The organism is Bacillus sp. VA13 (genome assembly GCF_055710085.1).
In genome coordinates, this window is the sequence record NZ_JBVQPP010000003.1 from 284,486 (window position 1) to 308,927 (window position 24,442).

Below are 24,442 nucleotides of genomic sequence, written 5' to 3' on the forward strand. Positions count from 1 at the left end.
TACGTTGTCAGCTCTTTTGATGAAGATCCTGAACAATCTGTGCATGCTGCTGGTCTGTGAGTTTATAAAGAAAACCGATAATGATCATCGCTAATGCCAAAGCAATGGCCGGGTACAGAAGCAGAAGCGCTTTGATTCCGATCAGCGCCTGTGCTGTCTGGACTGCATTCGGCACATAGCCAATAAGCCCCAAACCGATTCCCGAGAGAAAACCGGACAATGACTGAGCAAGCTTTCTGGAGAAATTAAAAAGTGAATATGTCGTTGCTTCTTTCCGTTCACCGGATTTCCATTCGCCATAGTCAATAATATCGGAGACAAGCGCCCACGTGATGCCATTTGGAATACTGATTCCGATAAAGGCGATACTGGCTAGAATCGTAAACACATAAACGTTTGATGGCAGCATAAAGTTGATGAGATCCGCGGCTACACTGATGCCGAAGCCGATCATTGCCGTTCGTTTCTTTCCAAACATCTTGACGAGCTTTGGCAGAAATACGACGCCCAAAAAGGAAGAACCGATAATAATAAAGTTCATATAAGCCATTAATTCAACATTGCCCAGGTTATATTGTGCGAAATAGACTAGCATGGCGGATTTAATGTTGTATGCGGAAATTGAAAAAATCGTCATCAGGACAAGGGTTAACAGCGGTTTATTCGAGATAAATGTTTTGACGACAGATGAGAGTGTTAATTTTTCTTTTGGCGCTTCCGATATGACAATGCGCTCTTTGCAATTGCGGTAGCAAATATAAAACCAAATCACACCAAGTGCGGCGAACAAGCCCATGACCACCGGGTAGCCGACCTTCGGATTATCAAACTTGACGAGCAGCGGCATCACGGCCACACTTGTGATAAACAAAGCCCCAAGTGATCCGATTTGGCGGAAAGTCGAAATAGAGGTCCGATCCTCAGAATTTTGAGTCATCGCTGCCCCTAATGAGCCATACGGAATATTCACAAATGAATAGCCGATGCCCCAAATCATATAGGATGCATATGCATAAATGAGTTTTCCGGTCGTTGATACATTGGGAGACAGAAAAATAAGAACAGTAAGCACCGCAAGCACGATGCTGCCGATTAATAGATAAGGCCTGAATTTCCCCCGTTTGCCGATATTTTTGCGATAATCAATAGATGAGCCGACAATTGGATCTGTTATCGCCGCAAACAGCTTGCTGACTAAAAAAATGCCGCCGGCCATCGCAGCCGGGATTCCCGCTACATCAGTAAAATACTTTAATAAATAAATCTGGCCGAGATCAAACATAAAACCGTTGCCAAAATCACCAAATCCATAGGAAATTTTCTCTTTCAACGAAAGCTTTTTCTCCGTTTCGATCGACACAACCTTATTTGCCAGTTCAGTTCGCATCTTCCACCTCTGTGTCTTAAGAATTTTCGGGTAGTGGTCCGCTCAGGATGACGCATGATCGTGTTGCTGAGCGGACATTTGGTTACACGTTTGCTTTCTCTTCTTGAAATTGAAAGTAGTGTTTCGCATTGTCATAGCAAATTCCCTGAACAATGCTTCCCAGAAGCTCCATATCATGCGGCACTTCGCCGTTTTCCACCCATTCCCCGATCAAATTGCAGACGATCCGCCTGAAATATTCGTGGCGCGTATAGGAAAGAAAACTTCTGGAATCGGTGAGCATGCCGATAAAGCGGCTGAAAAGCCCGACATTTGACAACGCTTTCATTTGCTCGAGCATCCCGTCTTTTGTATCGTTAAACCACCATGCTGTACCGAATTGTATTTTTCCCGGGGTAACACCGTCCTGAAAACTGTTGATCATGCTGGCGATGACATAGTTATCGTTTGGATTAAGTGAATATAAAATCGTTTTCGGCAGCTTGTTCTTCATCTCGACTGAGTTCAGCAGCTTGTATAAAGGCTTAGCAATTTCTTCATCATTCATAGAATCATAGCCTGTATCAGGTCCAAGTCTCTTCATCATTTTTGTATTCGTGTTTCTTAAAGCGTTGATATGAAACTGCATCGCCCAATCGAGCTCCGCATACAAACCGCAAAGAAACTGAAGCGTATACGTCTTAAATTTCTTCTCATCTTCATAAGAAACCTCTGTTCCTTGTAATCTGTCAGAAAAAATCCGTCCCGCTTCCTCTTTTGTCGTTTCGGCAAATACCATCGAATCTATCGCGTGATCAGACACTCTGCCGCCGGCTGAGTGGAAGAATCGCACCCGTTTTTCCAGTGCCTTTAGAAATTCATCGTAGGTTGTAATCGATATGGCTGTGGCATCTTCAAGTGCCTGCACCCAATCAGGAAAGCCTTCACGATTGATCTCAAGTCCCTTATCCGGCCGAAATCCAGGCAGCACGCTGACAGGAAAATCTTTGTCTTCTTTTAATAATAGATGGTATTCAAGAGAATCGACAGGATCATCAGTTGTGCAAACGACCTTTACATTTGATTTTACGATTAAATCCCTTGCCCCGAAGCCTTCTCCTTGAAGCAGTTCATTCGTCCGTTTCCATATAGCCGGCGCGGATTGCTCATTTAAAATCTCATAAATGCCAAAAAAACGCTGCAGTTCTAAGTGAGTCCAATTGTAGAGCGGATTGCCAATCGCCATCGGCACGGTTTTCGCCCAAGCCATAAATTTCTTCTCATCTGCTGCTTCGCCGGTAATGTATGTCTCTTCAATCCCATTGGCTCTCATGATGCGCCATTTGTAATGGTCTCCATACAGCCAAGCTTCCGTGATGTTTTGAAATGTCTTATTTTCATAGATTTCTTTCGGGCTTAAGTGGCAGTGGTAATCAATAATCGGCATGTCTTTCGCATAATTGTGATAGAGGCTGACAGCGGTTTCATTTTTCAGCAAAAAATTCTCGCCCATAAAGGGTTCCATGTCCTCACCGTCTTTCATTCTATTTCAAAATGTTAACGTTAACATTTTGATTTAATTTTATTTTACCTTTATATTCCTCTAGGATCAATCTCTTTTTTGAAAATGAAATGTTAACGTTAGCAGAAAAACAAAAAAAAGACATTGCCGGAAAGCATTCCGACAGGAACGCTTTTGGCAATGCCCGAGTCCACAAAAAGGATTAGTAAGCCAGGCTGAAAAGTCCTTTAATGTGTGTTAAGTAGCGTACGTTACTTGCTTCTTTCATCAAGGAAGCAGGAAGACCTTTAAGCGGTGTAGAATTAGCACCAATGATGGCAACCGCGTCTTTGCGTCCGAGGCTTGCAAGTGTACCAGAGTTTACTGGCTTGAATGTTTCAAGCGTTTTGCCTTCTAAGTAAGCGAATAGGTTGTAACCGATCAGCTCACCCATTTGCCATGCGATTTGTGCAGTTGGCGGGTATGGACGGCCGTCTGGAGCGAAGTAAACTGCGCTGTCACCGGCAACAAATACATCTTCATGAGATGTAGATTGCAGGAAGTCATTTACTGTCGCGCGTCCGCGATTCACTTCAAGACCTGATTCACCGACTAACGGGTTACCTTGTACGCCGCCAGTCCAAACAAATGTGTTGGCAACAACTTTAGATCCGTCTTTCAGATCAATCACGTTTCCTTCTACATTTGTAACAGGAAGACCTGTTAAGAACTCAACGCCGCGTTTTTCAAGGCTTGCAGTCGCACGTTCGATAAGATCATCCGGAAGAACAGGAAGGATTTTCGGACCTGCTTCAACCAGTTTCAATTTGATTTCTTTATGGTCTACGCCGTATTTTTTCGCAAGGTTCGGCATGATATCAGCAAGCTCACCGACAAGCTCAACACCTGTTAAGCCGCCTCCGCCGATAAGGATTGTTGCATCAGCTTCGTTTTTCGTTTGAGAGTACTCGCGCACACGATCTTCAACATGTTGGAAGACTTTGTTCGCATCAGCAGCAGATTTCAATACCATGCTGTTTTCTTCAAGACCTGGGATGCCGAAGTAAGCTGTTACAGAACCAAGACCTACAACAAGCGCATCGTAAGATAATGTAGAACCGTCAGCAAGCGCAACTTCTTTTTTATCAACAGAGAAAGAGCTTACTTCCGCGATTTTAAGATCAATGTCTTTGCCTTTAAAAAGTTTTTCTAATGGCATTGCAACCGCTTTTTCAGACACGTTGCCTGCTGCAAGACGGTGTAATTCCGTAATGATTTGGTGAGTTGGGTATTTGTTTACCACAGTCACGCGTGCTTGTTCTTTTGTGTAATGTTTGCGAACTGTTAGAGCAGAAAGAACTCCGCCATAACCAGCGCCTAGAATGACAATATGTTTTGACATCGTATATCCTCCGTCCTTTATATCAATTTGAATCTGAGATTATTTTTGGTTTTCGCGTTCGTTCATGACTTCAAGGTAGCTGTTAGCAAAACGGAACAGCTTTTGAGCTTGAGGATCTTTCAGCATGCGCAACAGGCCGAAAAGACCAATCGTTTCGTTGCTTGCATCCGCGCGGTCTTTCGCTTCGATTGCAGTCGCAGCTACTTCTTTCGCTGTTTCTTTTACAGGCTCAAGAATTTCAGTGATAGCACCGACAGTGTCGCTTTTTAGCACTTCGTCAGTTGCTACAGACTGAGCGAAATCATAAGACTTCGTTAAAATATTCACTAACTCAGTCAGCTTCGGAAGCTGGTCAACTAAAACGGTCAGTGATTCTTGAACTTCCGGCTTTAACAGCTGATCAATAAGATCTTGCTGGCTTTGGCTGACAGACGCATTTGTTTGATCGATTGTTTCTGGCATATCCAATTCTCCTTTACTATAAGCAGTTTGCAGATTTTTTTGGAAAGGGTAGTGCCTCTCCCTGGTCTCATGCATGAAAGCATAAGAATAAGGATTGTGAATTCATGCACAATCATTTACAAAAATAAATGTTTACTACCCAGTTTTTCATCTTGCCATATTCAGTATTATTTTTATCTCAAAAATAAACAATTGAATAAGTCAAAAATCCTTTACTCTCTCTGAAAATAGCAAACACAAAAAACTCCAATTCAATTACCTTCTATATGATAACACTTTTTGAACAAAATTTGAACGTGAATTGCTTCGATTATGAAATTAATTTATATGGAGCCCATGTCATAACATTTCTGCGACACTAGTTATTGACAATCCAGCAATTTTCTCCCCTTCACTTTACCCATATTCCCAATAGAGGTTCTCTTTTTCCTGTGATCGGATCTTTCGCCGGCAATGACACCTGCTTGATCTGTTTCATCGCTTCCTCCCATTCATTCGGCTCTCCCGTCTTCATATCATAATGAACGCCTCCCGGATAGGCGCCAACGACGGTAAAATCGGCGCTTGAGCTTAGCTTTTTATGGCCGACTCCAGCTGGAATCACGACTGCGTCGCCGGATTTGAAAGGAATGGCGGCCCCTTTTTCTCCCCCAAATTGAATCACAGCCTCTCCCCTAACTGCAATCAGGACTTCATGCGTATTGCTGTGATAATGATGGTATGGAAAAACACTCCCTGACCAGCTGTTAGACCAGCCATGCCGGTTGACGATCCGCTCTGCCTGACCGGTGTCCTTGAGTGCGTTTTGATACACAACAAGCGGAAAATCAGGGTGATTCGGAATCCTGCCGTCATCCTGAAAGAAGTACGTCTGTGTCCTTGCTTCCAACAATCTCACCTCCATTTTTTGTCTTCCACACTTAGCGGTTCGCAAAACATGCTTATTTTCTCACGACTCCATTGATCTGTGCGATATCGAATAGTATAGTATAAAAAAATAATGCCAGAATGAGGGATATCATGAAAGCAATCGTTATCGGAATATTGGCTTCACTCTTTTTCGCCGTTACCTTTATTTTAAACAGAGCGATGGAGTTATCCGGAGGCAGCTGGCTTTGGAGCTCTTCGCTGCGCTTTATTTTTATGGTTCCGTTTTTATGTTTGATAGTCATCATGAGAGGGACATTCGCCCCTCTCTTACAAGAGATGCGGAAAAAGCCGTTCTTTTGGATTAAATGGAGCTTTGTCGGCTTCGTGCTTTTTTACGCGCCGATCACATTTGCAGCTGCATACGGTCCAGGTTGGCTCGTAGCCGGGACCTGGCAAATCACAATTGTAGCCGGTGTTCTGTTATCTCCATTTTTCTATGTCAAAAAAGACATGCCGGACGGGCCGCAGCTCGTTCGGCAAAAGATTCCCCTTGTTTCACTTGGCACTTCCGTGATCATCCTGATCGGAGCGGCACTGATACAGCTTCAGCATGCAGAATCGCTTTCTGGGAAGATGCTGCTTTTCAGTGTGCTGCCGGTTGTCATTGCGGCTTTTGCTTATCCGCTAGGAAACCGGAGAATGCTCGAAGAATACGGGGGCCGGCTTGATACATTTCAGCGTGTGCTGGGGATGACCTTGGCAAGCCTTCCATTCTGGCTTATAGTAGCAGCTTACGGCTGGTGGTCAGACGGCCTTCCGACAGCAGGGCAAACCGTTCAATCCTTTATCGTGGCCGTCAGCTCAGGCATCATTGCGACCGTTTTATTTTTCTGGGCCACTGATATGGTAAGAGACAATCCGCAAAAACTCGCAGCCGTTGAAGCAACTCAATCCGGTGAAGTGATTTTCGCGCTGCTTGGTGAAATTGTTCTGCTGTCAGGCGTTTTCCCATCTCTTTTATCATTTGCCGGTTTATTCATTATTATAGCGGGGATGGTGTTACATACCTTCGCTTCACAGCCGGGAAAACCGAAAAAGAAAACACAGTCAAATCTGACCGCGTAGCATCTGCCGGAGAACGGGTGAAAGCCTGTTCTCCTTTATTTTTGCTACCAAAAGGCATCTGTTTCACGTTATAGTTAAATATAGTATAAGCCTACTTTACTGAAAGGTGATTATTGTAATGGAAGCAAACAATCAAACACAATACAAACCAGCCATCTCCTTCAGATCAGTCAAAAAAAGCTATGAACAAGACGGACAAACCTATGATGTATTGCAGGATGTCACCGGAGACATTCAACAGGGCACAATCGTGGCCGTTTTAGGTCCTTCCGGTTCAGGCAAAAGCACCCTCCTGTCCATGTGCAATTTAATGAGAACGCCTGACAGCGGCGAAGTAAATATATACGGAAAGGAAGTCCGAGAATGGAATGTCAATGAGCTGAGGCGAACGGCAGCCCTCGCATTTCAATCGGCGCCCGTCCTCGACGGGACAGTGCGTGATAATCTAAGTCTGGTCCAAAGGCTTCACCAATCACAGCTGTACTCCCCTGAAGAGCTCGCTTCTCTTACAGGGCTCCCGCAAGAGCTGTTAGACAGAAGCGCCAAGGACTTATCGGGCGGACAGCGGCAAAGGCTGTCACTAGCCAGAACGCTCGCAAATCCTTCCTCTATTCTATTATTAGACGAAATCACGTCGGCCTTGGACCCGGTTTCTGCTCTTGAAATTGAAAAGCTGATCAAACGTCAGCATCAAGAGAAAAAATGGACGGTCATGTGGGTGACTCATAATATGGAGCAGGCAAAACGAGTTGCCGATACCATTTGGTTTATGGCGGATGGACGGCTTCTGGAAACTGCAGCAACCGAAACATTTTTCTCCAATCCGCAACATGAAGCAGCGAGAGACTTTTTGAAGGGAGGCACTCGGTAATGGATTACCTTTCCCTCTCTTTAACGATGATCTTTGTTTTGATCGCCTTGTTTTTATCAAAATCCTTTAAAGCAGGCGTAGAAAAAGACATGATCATCGCCACCATCCGGGCCGCGGTACAGCTGCTTATCATTGGTTATGTACTGTCGCTGATTTTCCGCGGAGACCATCCCGTTTTTATCCTGCTGATGGTGCTGTTAATGCTGGCGGTGGCGGCGCAAAATGTCATCAAACGAAAGAAAAATACAATCGGCTCGTTTTGGAGAGTGTTCGCCGCGTTAGCGATTGTAGAAATTGTAACGCAGGGAATTCTGCTGTCTCTTCATATCATCCCGCTTACGGCCCGATATGTCATTCCGATCAGCGGAATGGTCATCGGAAATTCAATGGTGCTCTCGAGTCTGTTTTTAAACCGGCTCAGCTCAGAAGTCGAAGTTCGCAAAGAAGAAATTCAATTAATATTGTCTCTTGGAGGCACACCGAAGCAATCTATACAGCGTATTCTTACTTCTGCGATGAAAATGAGTATGATCCCGACGCTGGAAAGCCAGAAAACACTGGGGCTTGTTCAGCTTCCAGGCATGATGACAGGCCAGATTTTAGCAGGCGCGGACCCGATTCAGGCGGTTCGCTTTCAGCTCTTAATCGTGTTTACAACGATGGCGTCAGCGGCGCTGACATGTGTGATTTTAAGCGTGCTGACATACCCGACATTATTCACCGCGCATCAGCAGCTGAAGCTGAATGGATGACAGACAAAAGCCGCTTTTCCCTTGGAAAGCGGCTTTTTGTACTGGTTATTCCTTTTCTTCATAATACTTGGACAGCTCAACAATCATCGCGCCCATCCGCTCAATCTCCGGCGCAAGCAGTCTCGTGATGCCTTCTTCCCGCAGTGCTTCAGCAGTCACTTTTCCGACAGCCGCAGCGATGGCGCGCTCTTCGAATACAGCCTTCACTTCATTAATATAGCCGTGCCCCTTGGCAAAATCAAACAGGGAACGAACCTGAATTGCCGTTGTAAAACAAACGGCGTCGATCTCACCGTTCATCAGCTCCCGGCATAACCGCTCCACCGTTTCCTCCTCTGGCGGGATGTGCTGATAAGGCAGAATCGGCAGGACAGACGCGCCCTTTTCTTCAAGAAATGCCATGAGGACCGGTGCTTTTTCTCCATGAAGCTGCACCATGACTGTTTTTCCTGAAAAGTCGTGAGGTTCCAAGGAACGGATTAAACCTCTTGTTGTCCCGTCTTCATCTGAAGCTTCCGGGGTGATCCCAAGCTTTTTCAGCGCAGCCAGCGTTTTGTATCCTCGGCATGCCGCTTTCGCTTGGCGAATGGCCTGCAGAAACTCATCTTTCAGACCGATTTTCTCTGCCATATCGACAAGAGTCTCCGTGCCGATGCCTGTCGTGAAAATAACCCAGTCAGCTTTTTCCTCCACAAACGTCCGCAAATCCGGCTCCACCTGCTTCTCTGCTAAGTAAACCGTGCCTTGGAGAGGCCGGATGACAGGAGTTCCGCCCTGTTTTTCAATGATCGTGCTGATTTCTTCCGTTTTTCGGGAGCCCCCGATTGCCACGCGCTTTCCATGTAACCCTTTTCCCATACCCGTTTCTCTCCTCTTTGCATAGGCTTTTTATGTATACAAGTTTAATAAAGCTATTGTGGCGCAAACCAAGGGAGAAATCAAGATAAACCCAAGCCTCTAAAATCCATTTGAATACACCTGAAGCTTGCTGTAATATAGACAGCAGATACGTTTGCTAACGGGGGATCGCCATGGAAACAAAAAAAGAAGAATATGAAACAAAAGGCTACGATACATCGATCGTTTACGAATTCAATGAATATCCGGACGTCCGCAGCGGGCGCTGCGATAACTGTGATTACACACTGTTCAAAAGCTCTGTAAAAGGCGGAAAATTTCTTAGAGAATGCCGGAGATGCGGGATGAAAAAAAATATTTAACAAAAAACCGAAATCTAATTTTTGATTTCGGTCTTTGTGATTTACTGCGGTACAGCGGATTTTTTCATAAACGCTTCAATCTCAGCTGCCGCACGCTCCGCTCCGCCTGCTTCTTTTACATCCTTCTGCATATTCTTGACGCGGCTGAGCACCTCTTGATCATTGGATACGGCCTGCACTGCTTCCTGTAGCTTGGAAACACTAACGTCCTCTTTCGGCAAATAAACACCAAGGCCTAATTCATCGACACGCTTAGCAGTGAGCTCCTGTTCATACATTTGCGGAATGACGACAAGCGGCACACCGGCATTCATCGCTTCCATCGTACTGTTCATTCCGCCATGAGAAATAAACAAATCGGCTTTCGCCAAAACCTCAAGCTGGGGCACGCTTTGGCGAATGGTAAAGTTAGCAGGGATATCATCCAAGCCTTCAGGATCAATCGTTTTCCCGACGGACATGATCACTTGCCATGAAGAACCTCGAAATGCCTCGATGCACATCTTGTAAAATTCCGGCCAGGCGTTAAACGCCGTTCCCAATGAAATCAGCATAAGCGGGTGATCACCCTTTTCAATTTTCAAACTATCTTGTTCCGTCCGTTTTCCAAGGGATGGGCCGACAAAACAGAAACGGTCATCGAACGTCTCATGCTGAATCTGAAAGGATTTCGGCATAAAGACAATATTTAAAGCTTCCGGCACAGCTAATTGTTCAAATGAAACAGCCGGCAATTGCTCTTGCTCCAAGTAGGCTTTAAATTCAGCCTCTGCTTCTCTTATTTTTTTCAGCATGTCTTCATTTCCGAGCTGAAAGGATTCATTTTGGGCATATGACGAACAGAGCTTAATGATCGGCACATTAAGCTTGTCAGCAAACAATTTTCCAGCCAGCGCGACAAAATCATAAATGATCAGATCAGGCTGATCATCCTTATATAAATCCTCAAGCTGCGGCAGAATGCTGAGTGATTCTTTCAAAAGACTGAGCGTCGCGTCATTCTTTTCCATCATCTCCCTGATTTGCTTAGGATCAATATTCAAGGATGTATGATAGATCAATGCTTCTCCACCGGCTTGCTGAACAGCGGGCGCAAACTCCTCAGTCGTCGCATACGTGACACGATGCCCTTTCTCACAAAGCTTTTCCACTAATGCAAGCGTAGGATTGACATGCCCGTACGCCGGGATATTGATCATCGAAATATGGTGCTTTTTCATGAATCTCCAGTCTCCTTATCTATTAAATTTTCACACGGAAGCTCTTTAATCCGTATATCACGCTGTTTTCAATCGGAGTGATACTGACGCTTTCCATATGAGGAAAAGCAGAAATCAAAGACGTTAACGCGATCTTTGCTTCAAGACGGGCAAGCGGTGCCCCAAGACAAAAATGGATGCCGTGTCCAAACGCGATATGCGGATTAGGATGGCGGTGAATATCAAACAGGTGTGCCCTGTCAAACTTCGTTTCATCACACGCGGCGTGAAGGCTTTATTCACTACAGAACGGATTTGCGTATGCCTCGGTGGGTCCATGTTAATGATGGAATTTCCAATAGAGCTCGACTGCTGCGGCATATAACTGGAAAACAGCTCTTTATCCCCAATGACTTTTTTGACATCATCATAAAGAAAAACGCTCCACACTTGGTTTTCTTCATCAAAGGAAACAGGCGCATCCTTTCTCATCGATTCGTACCATGGAAACGGATGATAAGCATCCTGTTTGTTTTTTCCATTGAGCAGCGCTCGCTGCAAGGCTTGCCGGCGGTTTAACACATTCATGCATTGTCACTCCCCTTGAAAGAATTCAGCAATTGACGTTCCATTTCACCTCTCGCTTTCGAAAAAGAGAGGGACTACCAAATATAATCAAATTGATAACAGCAGGCAGGCGATCACGATGTTCGATGCAGGCATCATATATTCCCCCTCGAATTTCGTTCATCTTACCATAATCTTTCAATTTTTTTCTATTCTGCACTGCTGTTTTGGCTCACAACGTGACCTTAGGCATAAGCACGCAAATCCAATATGCATTCAATTGCACCGCTCCAATCAGAAAATACCCCTATTTCCAACCAATAGCACTAACCTAAAAAAATGACTTTTCCATTATATAAAGCAAGCTGATTCTATGATTAAATAAAAGGTAAAAGGTGAAGGAGAGAACAACATGGCAGCACAGACTGATTTCAAAAAACAAGTTGTCGGCATCCTACTTTCACTTGCATTTGTATTGTTTGTGTTCTCTTTTTCTGAGAGACATGAAAAACCGCTTGTTGAGGGAAAAAAGCAGGAAAACTGGCATACTGTCGTTGACAAAGCCTCTGTCGAGATTTACGGCAGCCGATTAGTTGAAGAAAACAAATTAAAGCAAAAACTCGGCCATAAACAAGCCGATTCTATTTTGACCCTTCTGAAACTCGCCAATGAAAAACATATTGCGCTATAAAAAAGAAAGAGCCTTCCGGGCTCTTTCTTTGTTTAGTCACATATCGTATTCTTTTCTGGATGGCGCAAAAAGTCAAACAGCATGCTGAGCTGTGAAGGTGTGTTTCGTTTTGGAGAAAGCGGCGGGAGCCTGTCTTCCGGAAAAAAAGCGGTATGGTTCGTCTCAATTCCTGTTTCCCCCTGCCCGCCTGTTATGCTGCATTCAATGAATATCTTATAGTAATGATATGGCTGAGGCGGATGAGGGTGTTTATGGCTGTCTAGCACGGCCAGCAATCGGGACGGTTCAGTATCGTAACCCGACTCTTCTTTGATTTCTTTGATCACGTTTTCAGCCGGTGATAAACCAATCTCGCAAAACCCGCCCGGCAGTGACCACAGCTCATCATGCTTCTCCCGAACAAGCAAAATCTGATTCTCTCGAAATACTGCTCCGCGAACATCCGCTTTCGGTGTCGGATAGCCTATCTCGCCCTTCCATAAATCAGTGATAACTTCAATTTCCGTCTGAGAGTAATCCGCCATCATCTCTACGCTGAGCTTCATCAGCTCTTCGTACCTTTCCCTGTCATACACATCCTTGGAAAAAGCCAGCCCCGCTTGTGCGATTGCCCGAATCCGCTGTGCACGTTCTAGCCATTTGGTTTGCATAATTGATCACCTCACTACCATTTTATACTATCAATCTCTTTTAAAATAAAAAAAGCATGCTCCGATTTTCCGGTGACATGCTCAAAAGATACCTTAATTCAGTTTTACGAAATATGTAATATCCTCTGTTTCAAAATTTAAAAATGATGGATTATATGACAGATTAAGGTTTTTTTCTCCTTTTGGAATCACGAAACTGACTGTGCCTGTTACCTTTTTACCCGAGGCTAACTTTCCTGATTTAAGGCTTGTTTTCAGGTCAGCAGTAGATACTATGTTGGCTCTGATCGATTGATCTTTGCTGTCTTTCAATTCAAAACCGCCACTCGTATAATTGAAAGACTTGTCGCTTGTATTTTCGATCGTTACCTCAGCTATTAAAAATTCTTCATTATTATTTATTGTTTTTTCTTTGTCGCCAATTTTTGTCTTATACTCGCCTTGTTCTGCCGTCGTATATACTTTATTGACCGAGAAATTTGTGCTGGAAGCTTTAAAAGTTTCGCCTACTTTATGCACTTTTTCATCCGTTTTGATTTCTTTTTCCTCTGTTTTCTTTTCCGTTGCTGTTGCTTCTTTCTTTTCTGTCTTTTGCTCAGCTGACGCATCACTGGACTGGCTGCACGCAGAAAGCGCAAATCCAATCGTTAGCACAAACAAAATGAATAATGCTTTTTTCATTGCTGTTCCTCCATCTAAAGTAATCGTTTTCTATTATAATCACGCTTTTCCTTTTCTTAACAGGGAACAAAGTAACAAATTACTCTATCATATCCATTCATAGTATAGGTCAGCCAATGACATAGATATTTATCCTTTACTGGAAAAAATACTGGACAGGCCGGTGATGGCATATCATTTTCCAAAACAAAAGCTTCTTTGTCTAGTTTCTAATTTGGGTATTTATACCTGGTTCACGAGGCTCATCTCACAAAAAACCCGAGCTGGCAGCAGCCATCTCGGGCAGGTGATCAATCTCGCTTATTCATTTCCTTTTTCTCTCGGGGTTCCTGATGATGTTTTTGGTGCTCGGGAGGCTGAGTCGTGCGTTCCAGCTCCTTTGTATCTTGTCCCATTCCTTTTAAAAAGGAGAAAAGCAGTGTAACTGCTTTGTTGATTTCCGGGTCTTTGAGCGAGCGGATGATATCAAAATAACCTGTTTTCTCTTCGCTGTCCTTCTGTTCCACCGCGTTTGCCACACCCGCATTCACTTTCAAAATGAGGGGCTCCAGCTGTTTCACATCCAGCATGCCTAGCGTTCCAAACAGAAGAAGCAAATTTTTCAACGTATTGGCTGTTTCCTCTGTATCTGCCTTTTTCACTAAGATGTCAAGGACTTTATCTCCTTGTCCAAAAAGGCCGCGGAGCAATGGCAAAACACCACGCTCGTTCATGTGGCCAATCATATGCAGCGTTTCAAGAATGGCTTCCTTATTCTCGACTAATGCATCTTCAATTTCTTTCATATCACGCTTTCTCTGATCCTCTTCGGTTATCTCGATTTTCTGAATTCGTTTAATTGCTTTAGCCATTATGCCCAATCCCCCTTTTCACAGCGTCGCCAGGGAAAATATAATCCTTCCGCGCCCATTTCTTTTGTACCTGCACACCGATTTGCGGCTGCGGATTCCCGTTGCGGTGATTGATCTTAGGCAGCGGATTGCTTCCGTCGTACTTCAAAATTTCCATCTTGGCTGATGTTTCTTTATAAGCAGGCGTATCGGTATCCTTATCGGCATGGCTGCCTGTTAACAGGTTGATCGCTGCTTCCCCTGAATCGTTCATTGGCAGGTATACTTCCTTCCCTTTGACACGATCAGTGATCACGCACTTCACTTTGACATTTCCGAAAGGCGATGTGAGTCTGACAAGGGTTCCGTCCTGAATCCCCCGTTCTGCCGCGAGTTCAGGAGAAATTTCTAAGAACACTTCCGGTGTTTTCTTCGAAATGCCTTTTGATTTGTAGGTCAGGTTCCCTTCGTGGAAATGCTCCAAGAGCCGCCCATTGTTGACGTGGATATCATATTCCTCACCGAACTCTTCAGGTTCTGTCCACTGAACAGGATAGAGAATGGCTTTGCCGTCTGGGAAAGGGAAGCGCTCAGTAAAAAGTAAAGGCGAATCCTTTCCATCAGCGCTTACAGGCCATTGCAGGGAGTTGTACCCTTCAAGGCGCTCATAGGTGACGCCGGCATAAATCGGCGACAGCATGGCTGCTTCCTCCATAATGTCTCCAGGGTGCTCATAGTGCCAGTCAGCACCGAGCTTATTGGCAACCTCCATAATAATCTGCCAGTCAGGCTTTGATTCGCCCAGCGGTTCAAACACCTGATACAGCCGCTGAATACGGCGTTCAGTGTTTGTAAAGGTTCCCTCTTTTTCAAGGCTTGGGCTCGCAGGAAGAACAACATCAGCAAACTCGGCTGTACGTGAAAGGAAAATATCCTGCACCACAAAGAAATCAAGCTTTTCATATGCGGCGTGTACATGATTGATATTGGAATCGACCAGACCCATTTCTTCACCTTTTACATACATCGCTTTCAGCTGGCCGGAATGGATTTTTTCGATCATCTCGTGGTTGGTCATGCCCGGCTCCTTCGGCAGCGGTACACCCCACGCCCGCTCGTATTTTTGGCGGACTTGTTCGTCCGTCACTTTTTCATACCCCGGCATTCTGTCAGGCATGCTTCCGAAGTCACTTGCTCCCTGCACGTTGTTATGGCCGCGCAGTGGGTAAGAGCCTGCTCCCGGTTTTCCGTAGTTTCCTGTCACAAGCAGCAGATTTGAGATTGCCGTGCTTGTGTCACTTCCGCCAATATGCTGTGTCACGCCCATTGCCCACAATGCGCACACACTGTCAGCCTGACCAATCATCTCTGCCATTTGGATGAGGGTTTCTTGATCAATTCCGGTTTTCTCCTCGGCATATTCAAGGGTATACGGTGCCAGGCTTTTCACATATTCATCCCGTCCGTTCACTCTTTCCTGTAAAAAGCGTTCATCGGCCTTGCCGTTTTCAATCAAAAATTTGGCGATGGCATTCAGCCAGACGATATCTGATCCGGCACGCGGCTGGACAAATAAATCTGAACGCTCTGCCATTTCGTGTTTTCTGATATCCGCTACGATCACTTTCTGCCCTCTCAGCTTATGTGCCCGTTTAATGCGAGTGGACAAGACCGGATGCGACTCAGACGTGTTCGAACCGATAATCAACACAAGGTCCGCTTGCGCGATATCTGTAATCGACCCTGAGTCACCGCCATAGCCGACTGTCCGGAACAGGCCGGCAGTCGCAGGAGATTGGCAATAGCGCGAGCAGTTGTCCACATTATTTGTGCCAATGATCCCTCTCGCCAGCTTTTGCATGAGGTAGGATTCTTCGTTTGTACATTTAGATGATGTAATAAAGGCAAGTGAATCCGGGCCAAACTCTTCTTTTAAATCCGTGAACTTGCTGGCGATCAGTGATAACGCCTCCTCCCACTCCGCTTCACGGAAATGGTCGCCTTCGCGGATCAGCGGCTTTGTCAGGCGTTCCTCACTATTCACGAAATCCCAGCCGAACTTTCCTTTCACACAAGTAGAAATGCCGTTGGCCGGCGCTTCCTCCTGCGGCTCAACTTTCAGAATGTCTCTTCCCTTTGTCCAGACATCAAAGCTGCAGCCGACACCGCAATAGGTGCAGACGGTTTTCGTTTTTTTGATTCGCTCATCACGCATGGCGGATTCCATATCAGAAATGGCGAGAATCGAGCCGTAACCTGTCTCTACGCCTTTCGTGATCTCAATCATCGGACGCAGTGTTTTGTCATTGATGCCTGTTAAATACCCGGCTTCCCCTTCCATTCCTTTTTCCATCATCGCGTTACACGGACAGACGGTAGAACAGTGGCCGCATGATACACAAGATGACTCATTGATCGGCACATCATTATCCCAAATAACGCGGGGGCGTTTCCGCTCCCAGTCAATGGTCAGTGTTTCAGTTACCTGAACGTCCTGGCACGCTTCGACACAGCGTCCGCACAAAATACATTGATCTGGATCATACCGGTAAAACGGATGAGATTCATCCTTATGGTAAGGCTTCTGGTCAAACGGGATGCTTTGGTGATTGATTTTCATTTCCTTCACCGTATTATGTATTTCGCATCCCCCGTTGTTGTAATCGCAAACTGTACAATAAAGCTCATGATTATATAAAATCTTGTCCATCCCGATGACCTGCGCTTTTTTCACATCAGGCGAAAGCGTATCAATGACATCGCCATCCTTTAATTCAGCGGAGCACGACCTCTTCAGCTCGCCATTGATGCTGACGATGCACGTATCGCATGTTTCAATCGGCCCTAAGCTTGGATGATAGCAAACTTGCGGCACTTCAATCGAACTGTTATTCAAAAGCTGAAGCACCGTCTGTTCTTCGGATGCTTCCATTTCAACGCCGTTTATTGTGATTTTTTTCTGTTCAGCCATCTCCATTCCCCTTTCTTGCTTGTGTATATACCGAATTACCCAGTTCTCTTCCCTTGCAAGGGATCAATAAAACATACAAAGCGCACTCACATGTTTTAGTGCATCATCACCGGGAAACGAGAGGGTAGAATGAAAAAGGAGGGATCAGCATGAAAAAAACAATGTCTGTTCTAAGCGCGGCAGCAGCACTGACAGGCTCTCTTTCCGGCTTTGGGGCAGCGTCCTTTTCAACACCGGCAAACGCCGTAACTCAAACAACCTCGCTCTCTGAAAACACAAACCAATCAGCCGCCGAGCTTGTCAAAAATCTTTACAACTCCGCCTACACAGGGGAAATGCCTCAGCAGGTGCAAGGCCTTACAGTTAACAAAAGCACGAAAGGCGATGTCCATGCTACATTAGGGGAACCCGAACGACCGTCCGGAGGAGACAATCGGTTTGATTTATATCACTGGAATATGGGGAACCCGGGCTACGGATTTTCCTATCATAAAGACATGACAATTTCAGAAATCCGCTACTTTGGAACCGGTGTCGAACGGCAGCTGAATTTAGGCGGAGTTACCCCGGAAATGCTGCGGAATGAAATAGGCTCCGCGAATCGAGTGTTAACCGTCCCGTTTACCGATGAAATCGACTATGTATATGACACAGGCCGATATGAACTTCATTTTGTAATTGGCAAGGACCAGACCGCTGACCATGTAAACCTTAAAGCAAAATAAACCCATCATGCGGCTGTTCAGCCGCTTTTTTATTGGACAAATAGAAGATATATTCCTTACAATACATGGGAGATGAAGCAGAGACGGGGTATCAATTCTCAATGAAGCGAAATCGATGGATATATGCAGCTGTCACCATTCTGATCATGGTGCTGGGGCTGGGATCAAGAGCGTTCTCCAATGTTCTGCCCAATACCATCAATACTTATCTGGGAGACTCGCTTTGGTCTGCCATGATCTTTACGGGATGCGGGTTTCTATTTCAGAAAATGAAGACAATGTTGTCGGGCATTATCAGTCTTTCTTTCTGTTTTATCATTGAAATCAGCCAGTTGTATCACGCCGAGTGGATCGACCGGATCAGAGACAATTCTCTTGGCGGGCTTGTACTGGGGTACGGATTTTTATGGAGCGATATCGAAGCGTATACGATTGGAATTGCCTTTTGTGCCGCCATAGAACTGCTGGCTCTGGGGATCAAAAAGCGCCGCTATATGTGACGCTTTTTTCATTTGGAAAACAGCCCGCACTGAGACAGAATGGTCTCCGCATCCAAGAGCGTGGCCTCGCTTATCGTGACTTGATGCTTATCCATAAATGACTGAACGGCGTGATATCCAACGGCATAACCCGCAAAAGCCGATAATCCGGCAGGCTCAAAGCCTTGGACTTTCGCAATTGGATCACCAAACATATAACGGCTTACTTCCGAAAAGCCTTTCACATCCAGCACCTCATTGATGACTTTAATGGAATACTGCAATTCTTCTTGATCAAAGCGTGTTACCCAAGGACCCAATTGCGCCACGCCAAACAGCTCTCTGGCAAATGATTCAGCCAACCCTTCAATTACAAGATAATCTCCGACACTCACAGAGCCATGATGAAAATCAACATACGAAAACCGCAAATTATGATGAAACTCATGAGCAATAATTGAAGGTATCCTTGGCAGGTTATAGCTGTCCGGATTCATCCATACATGTATAAAGCCCGGTATCCCGCCAAATCCGCAGTAGCCTTTTTGCAGCTGAAGCTTATTTGGATCAGCGATGTAAAGGCCGAATTTGATCTCGTCTGCATTCACCCGCAGCTGTTCGCGCTCTGCAAAATAGATACATTGCCGGAGCGCAGATTCAGCTGTCTCTGCAGCATGTGATTCTTTCAGTATCCTTAATGCTTGCTGCCCGGCTTCAGCATCACGGACATCCAAATAACCAAGCATTTTCACAGCCATGATTACATCATAGCCGTTCGGCTCCTTTGCTCTCAGGGGAACTTGGATGGCGCTCCACATCTTTTCAAACGGCCTCATCATCATATACCGAAATTCATCCTCTCTTTTCTCTTCTACCATTGAAAACAGCTTTTCATATTGCTCAAAGGTCTTTTCCATTGCAAGATTCATCCTGATTCCCCCCTTGTCAAAAACATACGGTATGCCGCAGCGTAAGGGTCAACAGGGAAAATTAAGCCATTTTTCACTGTAAAATCATCCAAAGCCGCCGATAGGTAAGGCATAGGAGGTGGAACGATGGATATTCCTGCTTTATCAGTTGCGATGCACCAAGCATCCCTTGCCCAAAATGTTGATATCGCCTTAACGAAAAAAATGCTGGACACCGCCCAGCAAAATGCCGATCAAACCTTAAAGATGATTCAGCATCCGACGCTCGGACAAACCATTGATATAAAAGGTTAACCCACACACCAAAGGCGGCCAAGAACTCCATCCTCCCGGCCGCCTTTATTGTTCACAAAAAAGCATGCATGTTTTGATTGTTCCTCCGTATGATTTATTGTTTGCCATATTAAGGAGGTCATAAAGGACATGAAAAAACTGTTTACGAAGGCTTCATTGGTGTTATTCGCAGTTGTATTTGTTTTTGCCGTCAAAGGAGCGCCCGCCAATGCGGAAACCCATGCCTATGATGGAAAAAGCCCTTATTACAATGATTGTGCGTCCAGCGGCTCTACAAAAAAATCCTCAAACTTAGTGAATGCCAACAATCAAGTCATCGGAGTAGTCGAGCTTAAATTCAGCAGTACATGTAAAACGGCTTGGGCAAAAATCACGATGAATCATACATTGACGTCAGGCTTTGAAGCAAATGCGGAGATTACCCGGAACACGGACGGAAAGAGATATAATTGTGATTCTGCAGGCGGCAATGGAAAAGCGGTGGTCGGGCAAAAATCTTGTTATACACCGATGGTATATGATTTAGATCCAAGAACTTCTTACGCTTTCGGCAAGTATTCAGGACCCAACCTGAATGTTTGGGCCACCACAGGCTCTTATTAAAAAGAAAAAAGGCTGTCCGGGCAATATCCGCGGCAGCCTTTATGTATTAATTTGCTTCTCTTTGTTTTTTAACCTCTTCAAGCTGAGAGACCGTCACCAATTGATAGCCTTGATCAGTGAGCTTTTTGATAATTTCATCGGCAGCATCAGCAGAGGTGCGGTAAATGTCGTGAATCAAGATGGTTCTTCCATCTCCCGCCTGACTCATGACACGGTCAACGATTGTTTTTTTGTTTCGGTCTTTCCAATCTTCCGGATCAACATCCCATAACGCGACATCCATTTTCAATTGACTGCGCAGCTCATCATTAATCCCGCCGTATGGAGGTCTTACAAGCGTCGGGCGGTATCCGCTTATTTTTTCAATGATATCTTGCGTGTCATTGATTTGCTTTAACGCCTCTTTCACTGAAAGCCTTGTGAGAAGCGGATGGCTCCACGAATGGTTCCCCACCTCATTTCCTTCCTTCAGCATTCTTTTTAGCGTTTCCGGATAATATTGCACCCTGCTCCCGAGAACAAAAAACGTGGCATGTCCCTTATATTTCTTCAAGGAGACCAGAATCTGATTTGTTGTCGCAGGATTCGGGCCGTCGTCGAAAGTAAGCGCAATGACTTTTTGATTTGGATCAACCGCTTCTTCTTTGGGCAAAGAAATCACTTCATGCTTCGGCTTTTTCTCTTTGATATTATTTTTGTTTTTTGCTTTATCAATATATTGTTCTTTCACGATGTCTTTCAAAAGGCTTTTCTTAATGGCAATCGATTGCTCTCCAAGATAACCTGCTGCGACCTGATATGTATCAAAATAAAATTCGATATAATCTTCCTTGATGGCAAAGCGGCTGAAATTATCTGTTTTCGGTGCCGTTCCTTCCTTTAATAACGCATCGTCTGCAGCAATGTCCTTATCCTTTTTCAGCTCATGATAAGCGATTAACGAGAGCTTATGTAAATAGTCAGCGTCCTCTTTGAAAATATCATCAATTGAAAGAAAAGCTTGTTTACTAAAATCATAGTTGAACGTTTTTTTCACAGTTTGCCCGTGTGCACCGCCGATATATTTATATTCATTAAATACAATCGCTACAGTCTGCTTGGCATAATGGACAATTTTATAATCAACATTTAATTCGTTGCGCTTTGTCGTATGTTCCTGGTCAACGTCTTTTGTTTCCTTCTGAAATTGGCGAACCTCTTTCTCTGCGAAACTCTTTAATACCGAATCCATTTTTTTATTTTTGAAAACGGGATAGTTGACCGCGTAATTGAAGGTTTTCCCGTCATTCACAAGCGTTGCGATCTCCACATTCCCATACTGAGAATCAGTTTTTACTTTATTCATAACCGTTTCTTTTTTTAATGAATTATGAAAAAAGCCGATAAGGCCCGCCACACATACGACTGCTATTAATACATGAAACCATTTGATTCTTTTTGCCAACAACCCAAATTCCTTCTTTCATAACCGTTTCGATTTATTTTTCATCAGTTAGAACTGTATCTATTTAGAAATACTTTTGTAACATTAGAGTAATATTTATTTCACATTTGTAATACTATGAGATTTAGAAGTTCTTGTCAATCCTTTTTCAGGGATTTCATCATAAAAAAATCCGATTTCTCGAATGTACATACACCCAACCTAAACATCAAGAATATGGTAAAAGGAATAAAAAAACTAGGGAGGTTTTCCTCTTGGATTATCCTTTGAATGAACAGACATTTGAACAAATTACACCTTATGATGAAAGACAGCCTTATTATTATCAGCGCCCGAGACCGCCATTTTATCCGCCTTATTATTACCCAAGACCGTTCTATCCGTTTTATCCGCGTCCGCCTTACTATTACCCGCGCCCACGCCCGCCTTACTACCCTTGGTACGGTTACGGCGGAGGATACGGCGGAGGATACGGATACTAAACGCCGTTTACCAAAATGGGGGCAGTCCAGCTCCCCATTTTTTTGTTTTAAAAAATGACAATATCATGACAAATATAGGAAATAATTGTGATTCCATAGCCCTCTTGTTACGATAACAAAAGCATGCAGTTTTGGGGGAGGCGTCTGTTTTTGGAGAATACAAGAGATTCTGCAGCTCTATCTGAAACGAAATACATAAAAGCTTCGAACCGGGTAACAGTTTACGATTTTATCAAACTTGCAAAACCCGGCATTATCATATCAAACTCGATAGCAGCCTTCGGCGGATTTTGGATCGCGTTTGCAAGCGCAGAAAAACCATTAACCGGAATGGCTTTTTTGATGACAATGGTGACAGCAATGCTTGGAACTGCGTTTGTAATGGCTTCCGGCACTGTTTATAACAACTTTTTTGATCGGCATATGGACGCAAAAATGGCACGCACCCGCAGCAGGGCCTCCGTCACAGGGAAAATGCCGCCTGCCATGATCTTAACGTATGGCTCCGTCTTAGGAATCGCAGGCCTTGCAATGCTGTATTCCCTCAATCCATTAACTGCCCTTCTCGGACTGGCTGCCTTTATTTTTTATGCAATAATCTATACAGTATGGGTGAAACGAACCTCTGTGTGGAGCACATTTGTCGGGAGCTTCCCAGGAGCTGCGCCGCCGTTGATGGGGTATTGTGCGGTAACCGGAGACATCAGTATGACTGCAGTGCTGTTGTACGCGATTATGTTTCTGTGGCAGCCCCCGCATTTTTGGGCGATTGGGATCAGACGCAAAGAGGAATATCGGGCAGCAGGCGTTCCGCTCTTGCCGGTTGTAAAAGGAAATCATGTAACAAAAATAAAAATGATTCAATATATTGCAGTTCTGGTACCGGTCACGCTATTATTTCCTTTTTCTCTCGGCACCGGCCATATCAGCCCATTTTATTTCTTAGCTTCCCTTGTTCTCGGAGGCATATGGATCAAAAAAAGCATTCAGGGATTCAAAACGGACGATGACGTCAAGTGGGCAAAGGATATGTTTGTCTACTCGCTCATTTATTTTTGCTTGCTGTTTTTGATCATGATGGTTGATTCATTTGTGATGTTTTTGATCAGATGATGTTATGCAAAAAGAGCCACACATTAATGTGACTCTTTTTTATTTTGAAAAAAAGCATCTAATAGAAATGTCACGATCAAAAACACAGCCATGCAAATCAAAAATCGTACGATTTCACTCAAAATCCAGCTATGGGCAATACGCATACCATCGGTTTCTCGGAGGGTTGCGCATATTGAAAAAATCATGAGTATGTTTTTTAAAGTTTCTTTGTTCATGAAATACCATCGCCTTCTTAAAATATTACTGAAATGCAAAATAAATGATGAGGTAAAGTCCAGTCGGATACAAAACATGTCTGCATCGTTGCATGTTTTAATTGAATGATATCCTTGTTTTTTCAGCCAGCCATTTTGCAAAGTTCAGGCAAACAGATGAAAACTGCTTCAGAGAAAAAGCAGATCTTTTGCGATAAACTAAGCAGCGGAAAGCTCGAACCGTCTGCTGCTGTACTCTCGCCTAATGAAAATAAGAACATTAGAATAAGTCAATCGGGAAATGCACTTTTTTCTTAAAGCCGATACAAGAAAAAATAAACCCATAAACGAAAAGACAGCACGTCCCCCAGCTTACTATCGGGTGTTCGCTCTATAAACTCGAACTCTTTTTCCATCATCAGGTATTATAAGCCAAAAACAAACAAAAAAATAGACTTTGTCTTTATCTGCCATACAAGGACAGTAAGAGAAATTGTACCGATTATCTATATGATAGTTTGCCTATGTTCATAGATTTGGAAGTCTAGAAAATTGAAACGGAACCCGCTGTCAAGGTTGGTGGAAGCGAGCTGTTGCAGACCTATTTCATTGAAAACTTACGCTCGTTATTGTTGGGGTCATTGCAGATGCGGAGAAGAATTTCATGTGTTGCCATTTATAAAGAAGACATTGAGAAAGTGGACACTTGTAAGGCCTTATTTCTATTACAAATTTTACTTTTGCCCTACACCCATGTTTTCGGAACATCCCTCTCACTCTTACGTATACCTTAATAGGAGGGATCAAACGATGAAAGAGTATGAATTCGTAAGAGTTGAACTGAGTACAATGAGAAGAAGGCCTAAAGAAGACTACCAGCAAATCATCCATGACTATGCGAAAAGAGGCTGGACATTCATTCAGATTTTCGCTCCCAGTATAGATGGGTATGGAGCAGCTGCTTATTTTGAGATCATATTTGAAAGAGATGTGGAAAAAGCTTAGTCCATATGACTAA

At 44.3% G+C, this 24,442-nt stretch carries 25 protein-coding genes and 1 pseudogene; 12 read left to right on the forward strand and 14 right to left on the reverse strand.

The genetic code is table 11. The annotated features are described in order from the left end of the window. Nucleotides 1-7: 7 nt before the first annotated feature. The 5 genes from AC0C66_RS13385 to AC0C66_RS13405 all read right to left on the reverse strand — a co-directional run bounded on the left by AC0C66_RS13385 (nt 8) and on the right by AC0C66_RS13405 (nt 5,620). The gene (locus tag AC0C66_RS13385) at nt 8-1,387 is read right to left on the reverse strand and encodes an MFS transporter (protein ID WP_061187261.1); all 1,380 of its coding nucleotides are present in this window, start codon (nt 1,385-1,387) and stop codon (nt 8-10) included. Between the two features lie 82 nt (nt 1,388-1,469). Beyond that, nucleotides 1,470-2,891 carry a glucuronate isomerase gene (gene uxaC, locus AC0C66_RS13390; protein WP_072182432.1) on the reverse strand — a complete coding sequence of 474 codons (1,422 nt, stop codon included), beginning with the start codon at nt 2,889-2,891 and terminating at the stop codon, nt 1,470-1,472. A 199-nt stretch (nt 2,892-3,090) separates the two neighbouring features. Continuing rightward, nucleotides 3,091-4,269: an NAD(P)/FAD-dependent oxidoreductase gene (locus AC0C66_RS13395; protein WP_003239165.1), complete on the reverse strand. Its 1,179-nt coding sequence runs from the start codon at nt 4,267-4,269 to the stop codon at nt 3,091-3,093. A gap of 39 nt (nt 4,270-4,308) precedes the next feature. Then, nucleotides 4,309-4,731, reverse strand: coding sequence for a DUF1641 domain-containing protein (locus AC0C66_RS13400; RefSeq protein WP_003239166.1), 423 nt, complete (start codon nt 4,729-4,731; stop codon nt 4,309-4,311). A gap of 391 nt (nt 4,732-5,122) precedes the next feature. Further along, nucleotides 5,123-5,620 carry a cupin domain-containing protein gene (locus AC0C66_RS13405; RefSeq protein ID WP_014113443.1) on the reverse strand — a complete coding sequence of 166 codons (498 nt, stop codon included), beginning with the start codon at nt 5,618-5,620 and terminating at the stop codon, nt 5,123-5,125. A gap of 131 nt (nt 5,621-5,751) precedes the next feature. On the opposite strand from AC0C66_RS13405, the gene AC0C66_RS13410 reads away from it, so the two are divergent. The 3 genes from AC0C66_RS13410 (at nt 5,752) to AC0C66_RS13420 (ending at nt 8,349) form a co-directional block, all read left to right on the forward strand. After that, nucleotides 5,752-6,726, forward strand: a complete 975-nt coding sequence (locus AC0C66_RS13410; RefSeq protein ID WP_072182430.1) for a DMT family transporter — start codon at nt 5,752-5,754, stop codon at nt 6,724-6,726. A gap of 118 nt (nt 6,727-6,844) precedes the next feature. Then, a complete protein-coding gene (locus tag AC0C66_RS13415; protein ID WP_072182429.1) occupies nt 6,845-7,597 on the forward strand; it encodes an ABC transporter ATP-binding protein in 753 nt (250 codons plus the stop codon). Continuing rightward, nucleotides 7,597-8,349, forward strand: a complete 753-nt coding sequence (locus AC0C66_RS13420; protein WP_072182428.1) for an ABC transporter permease — start codon at nt 7,597-7,599, stop codon at nt 8,347-8,349. The genes AC0C66_RS13415 and AC0C66_RS13420 overlap by 1 nt, the downstream gene beginning before the upstream one ends. Before the next feature lie 45 nt (nt 8,350-8,394). On the opposite strand, the gene AC0C66_RS13425 is transcribed toward AC0C66_RS13420, so the two are convergent. Continuing rightward, complete coding sequence (locus AC0C66_RS13425) at nt 8,395-9,207, reverse strand: uroporphyrinogen-III synthase (RefSeq protein WP_072182427.1); 813 nt, start codon at nt 9,205-9,207, stop codon at nt 8,395-8,397. A 173-nt stretch (nt 9,208-9,380) separates the two neighbouring features. Here AC0C66_RS13425 and AC0C66_RS13430 point away from each other — a divergent pair, with 173 nt between their 5' ends. Beyond that, complete coding sequence (locus tag AC0C66_RS13430; RefSeq protein WP_014113438.1) at nt 9,381-9,569, forward strand: DUF8096 family protein; 189 nt, start codon at nt 9,381-9,383, stop codon at nt 9,567-9,569. A gap of 41 nt (nt 9,570-9,610) precedes the next feature. Here the strand turns inward: AC0C66_RS13430 and AC0C66_RS13435 are convergent, their stop codons facing one another. After that, nucleotides 9,611-10,789, reverse strand: a complete 1,179-nt coding sequence (locus tag AC0C66_RS13435; RefSeq protein ID WP_061187253.1) for a glycosyltransferase — start codon at nt 10,787-10,789, stop codon at nt 9,611-9,613. A 22-nt stretch (nt 10,790-10,811) separates the two neighbouring features. Continuing rightward, nucleotides 10,812-11,356: pseudogene (locus AC0C66_RS13440) on the reverse strand (cytochrome P450). A gap of 391 nt (nt 11,357-11,747) precedes the next feature. On the opposite strand from AC0C66_RS13440, the gene AC0C66_RS13445 reads away from it, so the two are divergent. Continuing rightward, nucleotides 11,748-12,026, forward strand: a complete 279-nt coding sequence (locus AC0C66_RS13445) for a hypothetical protein (protein ID WP_061187251.1) — start codon at nt 11,748-11,750, stop codon at nt 12,024-12,026. Between the two features lie 32 nt (nt 12,027-12,058). Here AC0C66_RS13445 and AC0C66_RS13450 read toward each other — a convergent pair whose 3' ends face one another. The 4 genes from AC0C66_RS13450 to fdhF form a co-directional block, all read right to left on the reverse strand. Then, on the reverse strand, nt 12,059-12,676 hold the full coding sequence (locus tag AC0C66_RS13450) for an NUDIX hydrolase (RefSeq protein WP_072182425.1): 618 nt from the start codon (nt 12,674-12,676) through the stop codon (nt 12,059-12,061). 93 nt (nt 12,677-12,769) lie between these two features. Further along, nucleotides 12,770-13,357, reverse strand: a complete 588-nt coding sequence (locus AC0C66_RS13455; RefSeq protein ID WP_014113433.1) for a DUF4352 domain-containing protein — start codon at nt 13,355-13,357, stop codon at nt 12,770-12,772. Nucleotides 13,358-13,647: 290 nt separating this feature from the next. Continuing rightward, on the reverse strand, nt 13,648-14,208 hold the full coding sequence (locus tag AC0C66_RS13460; protein WP_072182424.1) for a helical membrane plugin domain-containing protein: 561 nt from the start codon (nt 14,206-14,208) through the stop codon (nt 13,648-13,650). Next, the gene (gene fdhF / locus AC0C66_RS13465) at nt 14,201-17,158 is read right to left on the reverse strand and encodes a formate dehydrogenase subunit alpha (RefSeq protein ID WP_088679488.1); all 2,958 of its coding nucleotides are present in this window, start codon (nt 17,156-17,158) and stop codon (nt 14,201-14,203) included. Before fdhF ends, AC0C66_RS13460 begins: the two co-directional genes overlap by 8 nt. A 149-nt stretch (nt 17,159-17,307) precedes the next feature. On the opposite strand from fdhF, the gene AC0C66_RS13470 reads away from it, so the two are divergent. Together AC0C66_RS13470 and AC0C66_RS13475 are read left to right on the forward strand one after the other, a co-directional pair. Next, nucleotides 17,308-17,883, forward strand: coding sequence for a YjgB family protein (locus tag AC0C66_RS13470; protein ID WP_461845706.1), 576 nt, complete (start codon nt 17,308-17,310; stop codon nt 17,881-17,883). Nucleotides 17,884-17,984: 101 nt separating this feature from the next. After that, nucleotides 17,985-18,383: a ribosomal maturation YjgA family protein gene (locus AC0C66_RS13475; protein WP_072182469.1), complete on the forward strand. Its 399-nt coding sequence runs from the start codon at nt 17,985-17,987 to the stop codon at nt 18,381-18,383. 8 nt (nt 18,384-18,391) lie between these two features. Here AC0C66_RS13475 and AC0C66_RS13480 read toward each other — a convergent pair whose 3' ends face one another. Continuing rightward, on the reverse strand, nt 18,392-19,291 hold the full coding sequence (locus AC0C66_RS13480; protein ID WP_072182422.1) for a DUF2268 domain-containing putative Zn-dependent protease: 900 nt from the start codon (nt 19,289-19,291) through the stop codon (nt 18,392-18,394). Between the two features lie 126 nt (nt 19,292-19,417). On the opposite strand from AC0C66_RS13480, the gene AC0C66_RS13485 reads away from it, so the two are divergent. Together AC0C66_RS13485 and AC0C66_RS13490 are read left to right on the forward strand one after the other, a co-directional pair. After that, nucleotides 19,418-19,585 carry a YjfB family protein gene (locus AC0C66_RS13485; protein ID WP_014113427.1) on the forward strand — a complete coding sequence of 56 codons (168 nt, stop codon included), beginning with the start codon at nt 19,418-19,420 and terminating at the stop codon, nt 19,583-19,585. A 129-nt stretch (nt 19,586-19,714) separates the two neighbouring features. Then, entirely contained in the window at nt 19,715-20,188 is a 474-nt protein-coding gene (locus AC0C66_RS13490; protein ID WP_072182421.1) for a YjfA family protein, read from the forward strand. Between the two features lie 46 nt (nt 20,189-20,234). Here AC0C66_RS13490 and pdaC read toward each other — a convergent pair whose 3' ends face one another. Continuing rightward, entirely contained in the window at nt 20,235-21,635 is a 1,401-nt protein-coding gene (gene pdaC, locus AC0C66_RS13495; RefSeq protein ID WP_072182420.1) for a peptidoglycan-N-acetylmuramic acid deacetylase PdaC, read from the reverse strand. A gap of 251 nt (nt 21,636-21,886) precedes the next feature. Here pdaC and cotT point away from each other — a divergent pair, with 251 nt between their 5' ends. The 3 genes from cotT to AC0C66_RS13510 all read left to right on the forward strand — a co-directional run bounded on the left by cotT (nt 21,887) and on the right by AC0C66_RS13510 (nt 24,429). Next, nucleotides 21,887-22,114 (forward strand): spore coat protein CotT, encoded by a 228-nt coding sequence (cotT, locus tag AC0C66_RS13500; RefSeq protein WP_072182419.1) that lies wholly within the window; start codon nt 21,887-21,889, stop codon nt 22,112-22,114. Nucleotides 22,115-22,237: 123 nt separating this feature from the next. Beyond that, on the forward strand, nt 22,238-23,227 hold the full coding sequence (gene cyoE, locus AC0C66_RS13505) for a heme o synthase (protein WP_072182418.1): 990 nt from the start codon (nt 22,238-22,240) through the stop codon (nt 23,225-23,227). Nucleotides 23,228-24,234: 1,007 nt separating this feature from the next. Then, nucleotides 24,235-24,429: a DUF4177 domain-containing protein gene (locus tag AC0C66_RS13510; RefSeq protein ID WP_014113421.1), complete on the forward strand. Its 195-nt coding sequence runs from the start codon at nt 24,235-24,237 to the stop codon at nt 24,427-24,429. Nucleotides 24,430-24,442: the final 13 nt, after the last annotated feature.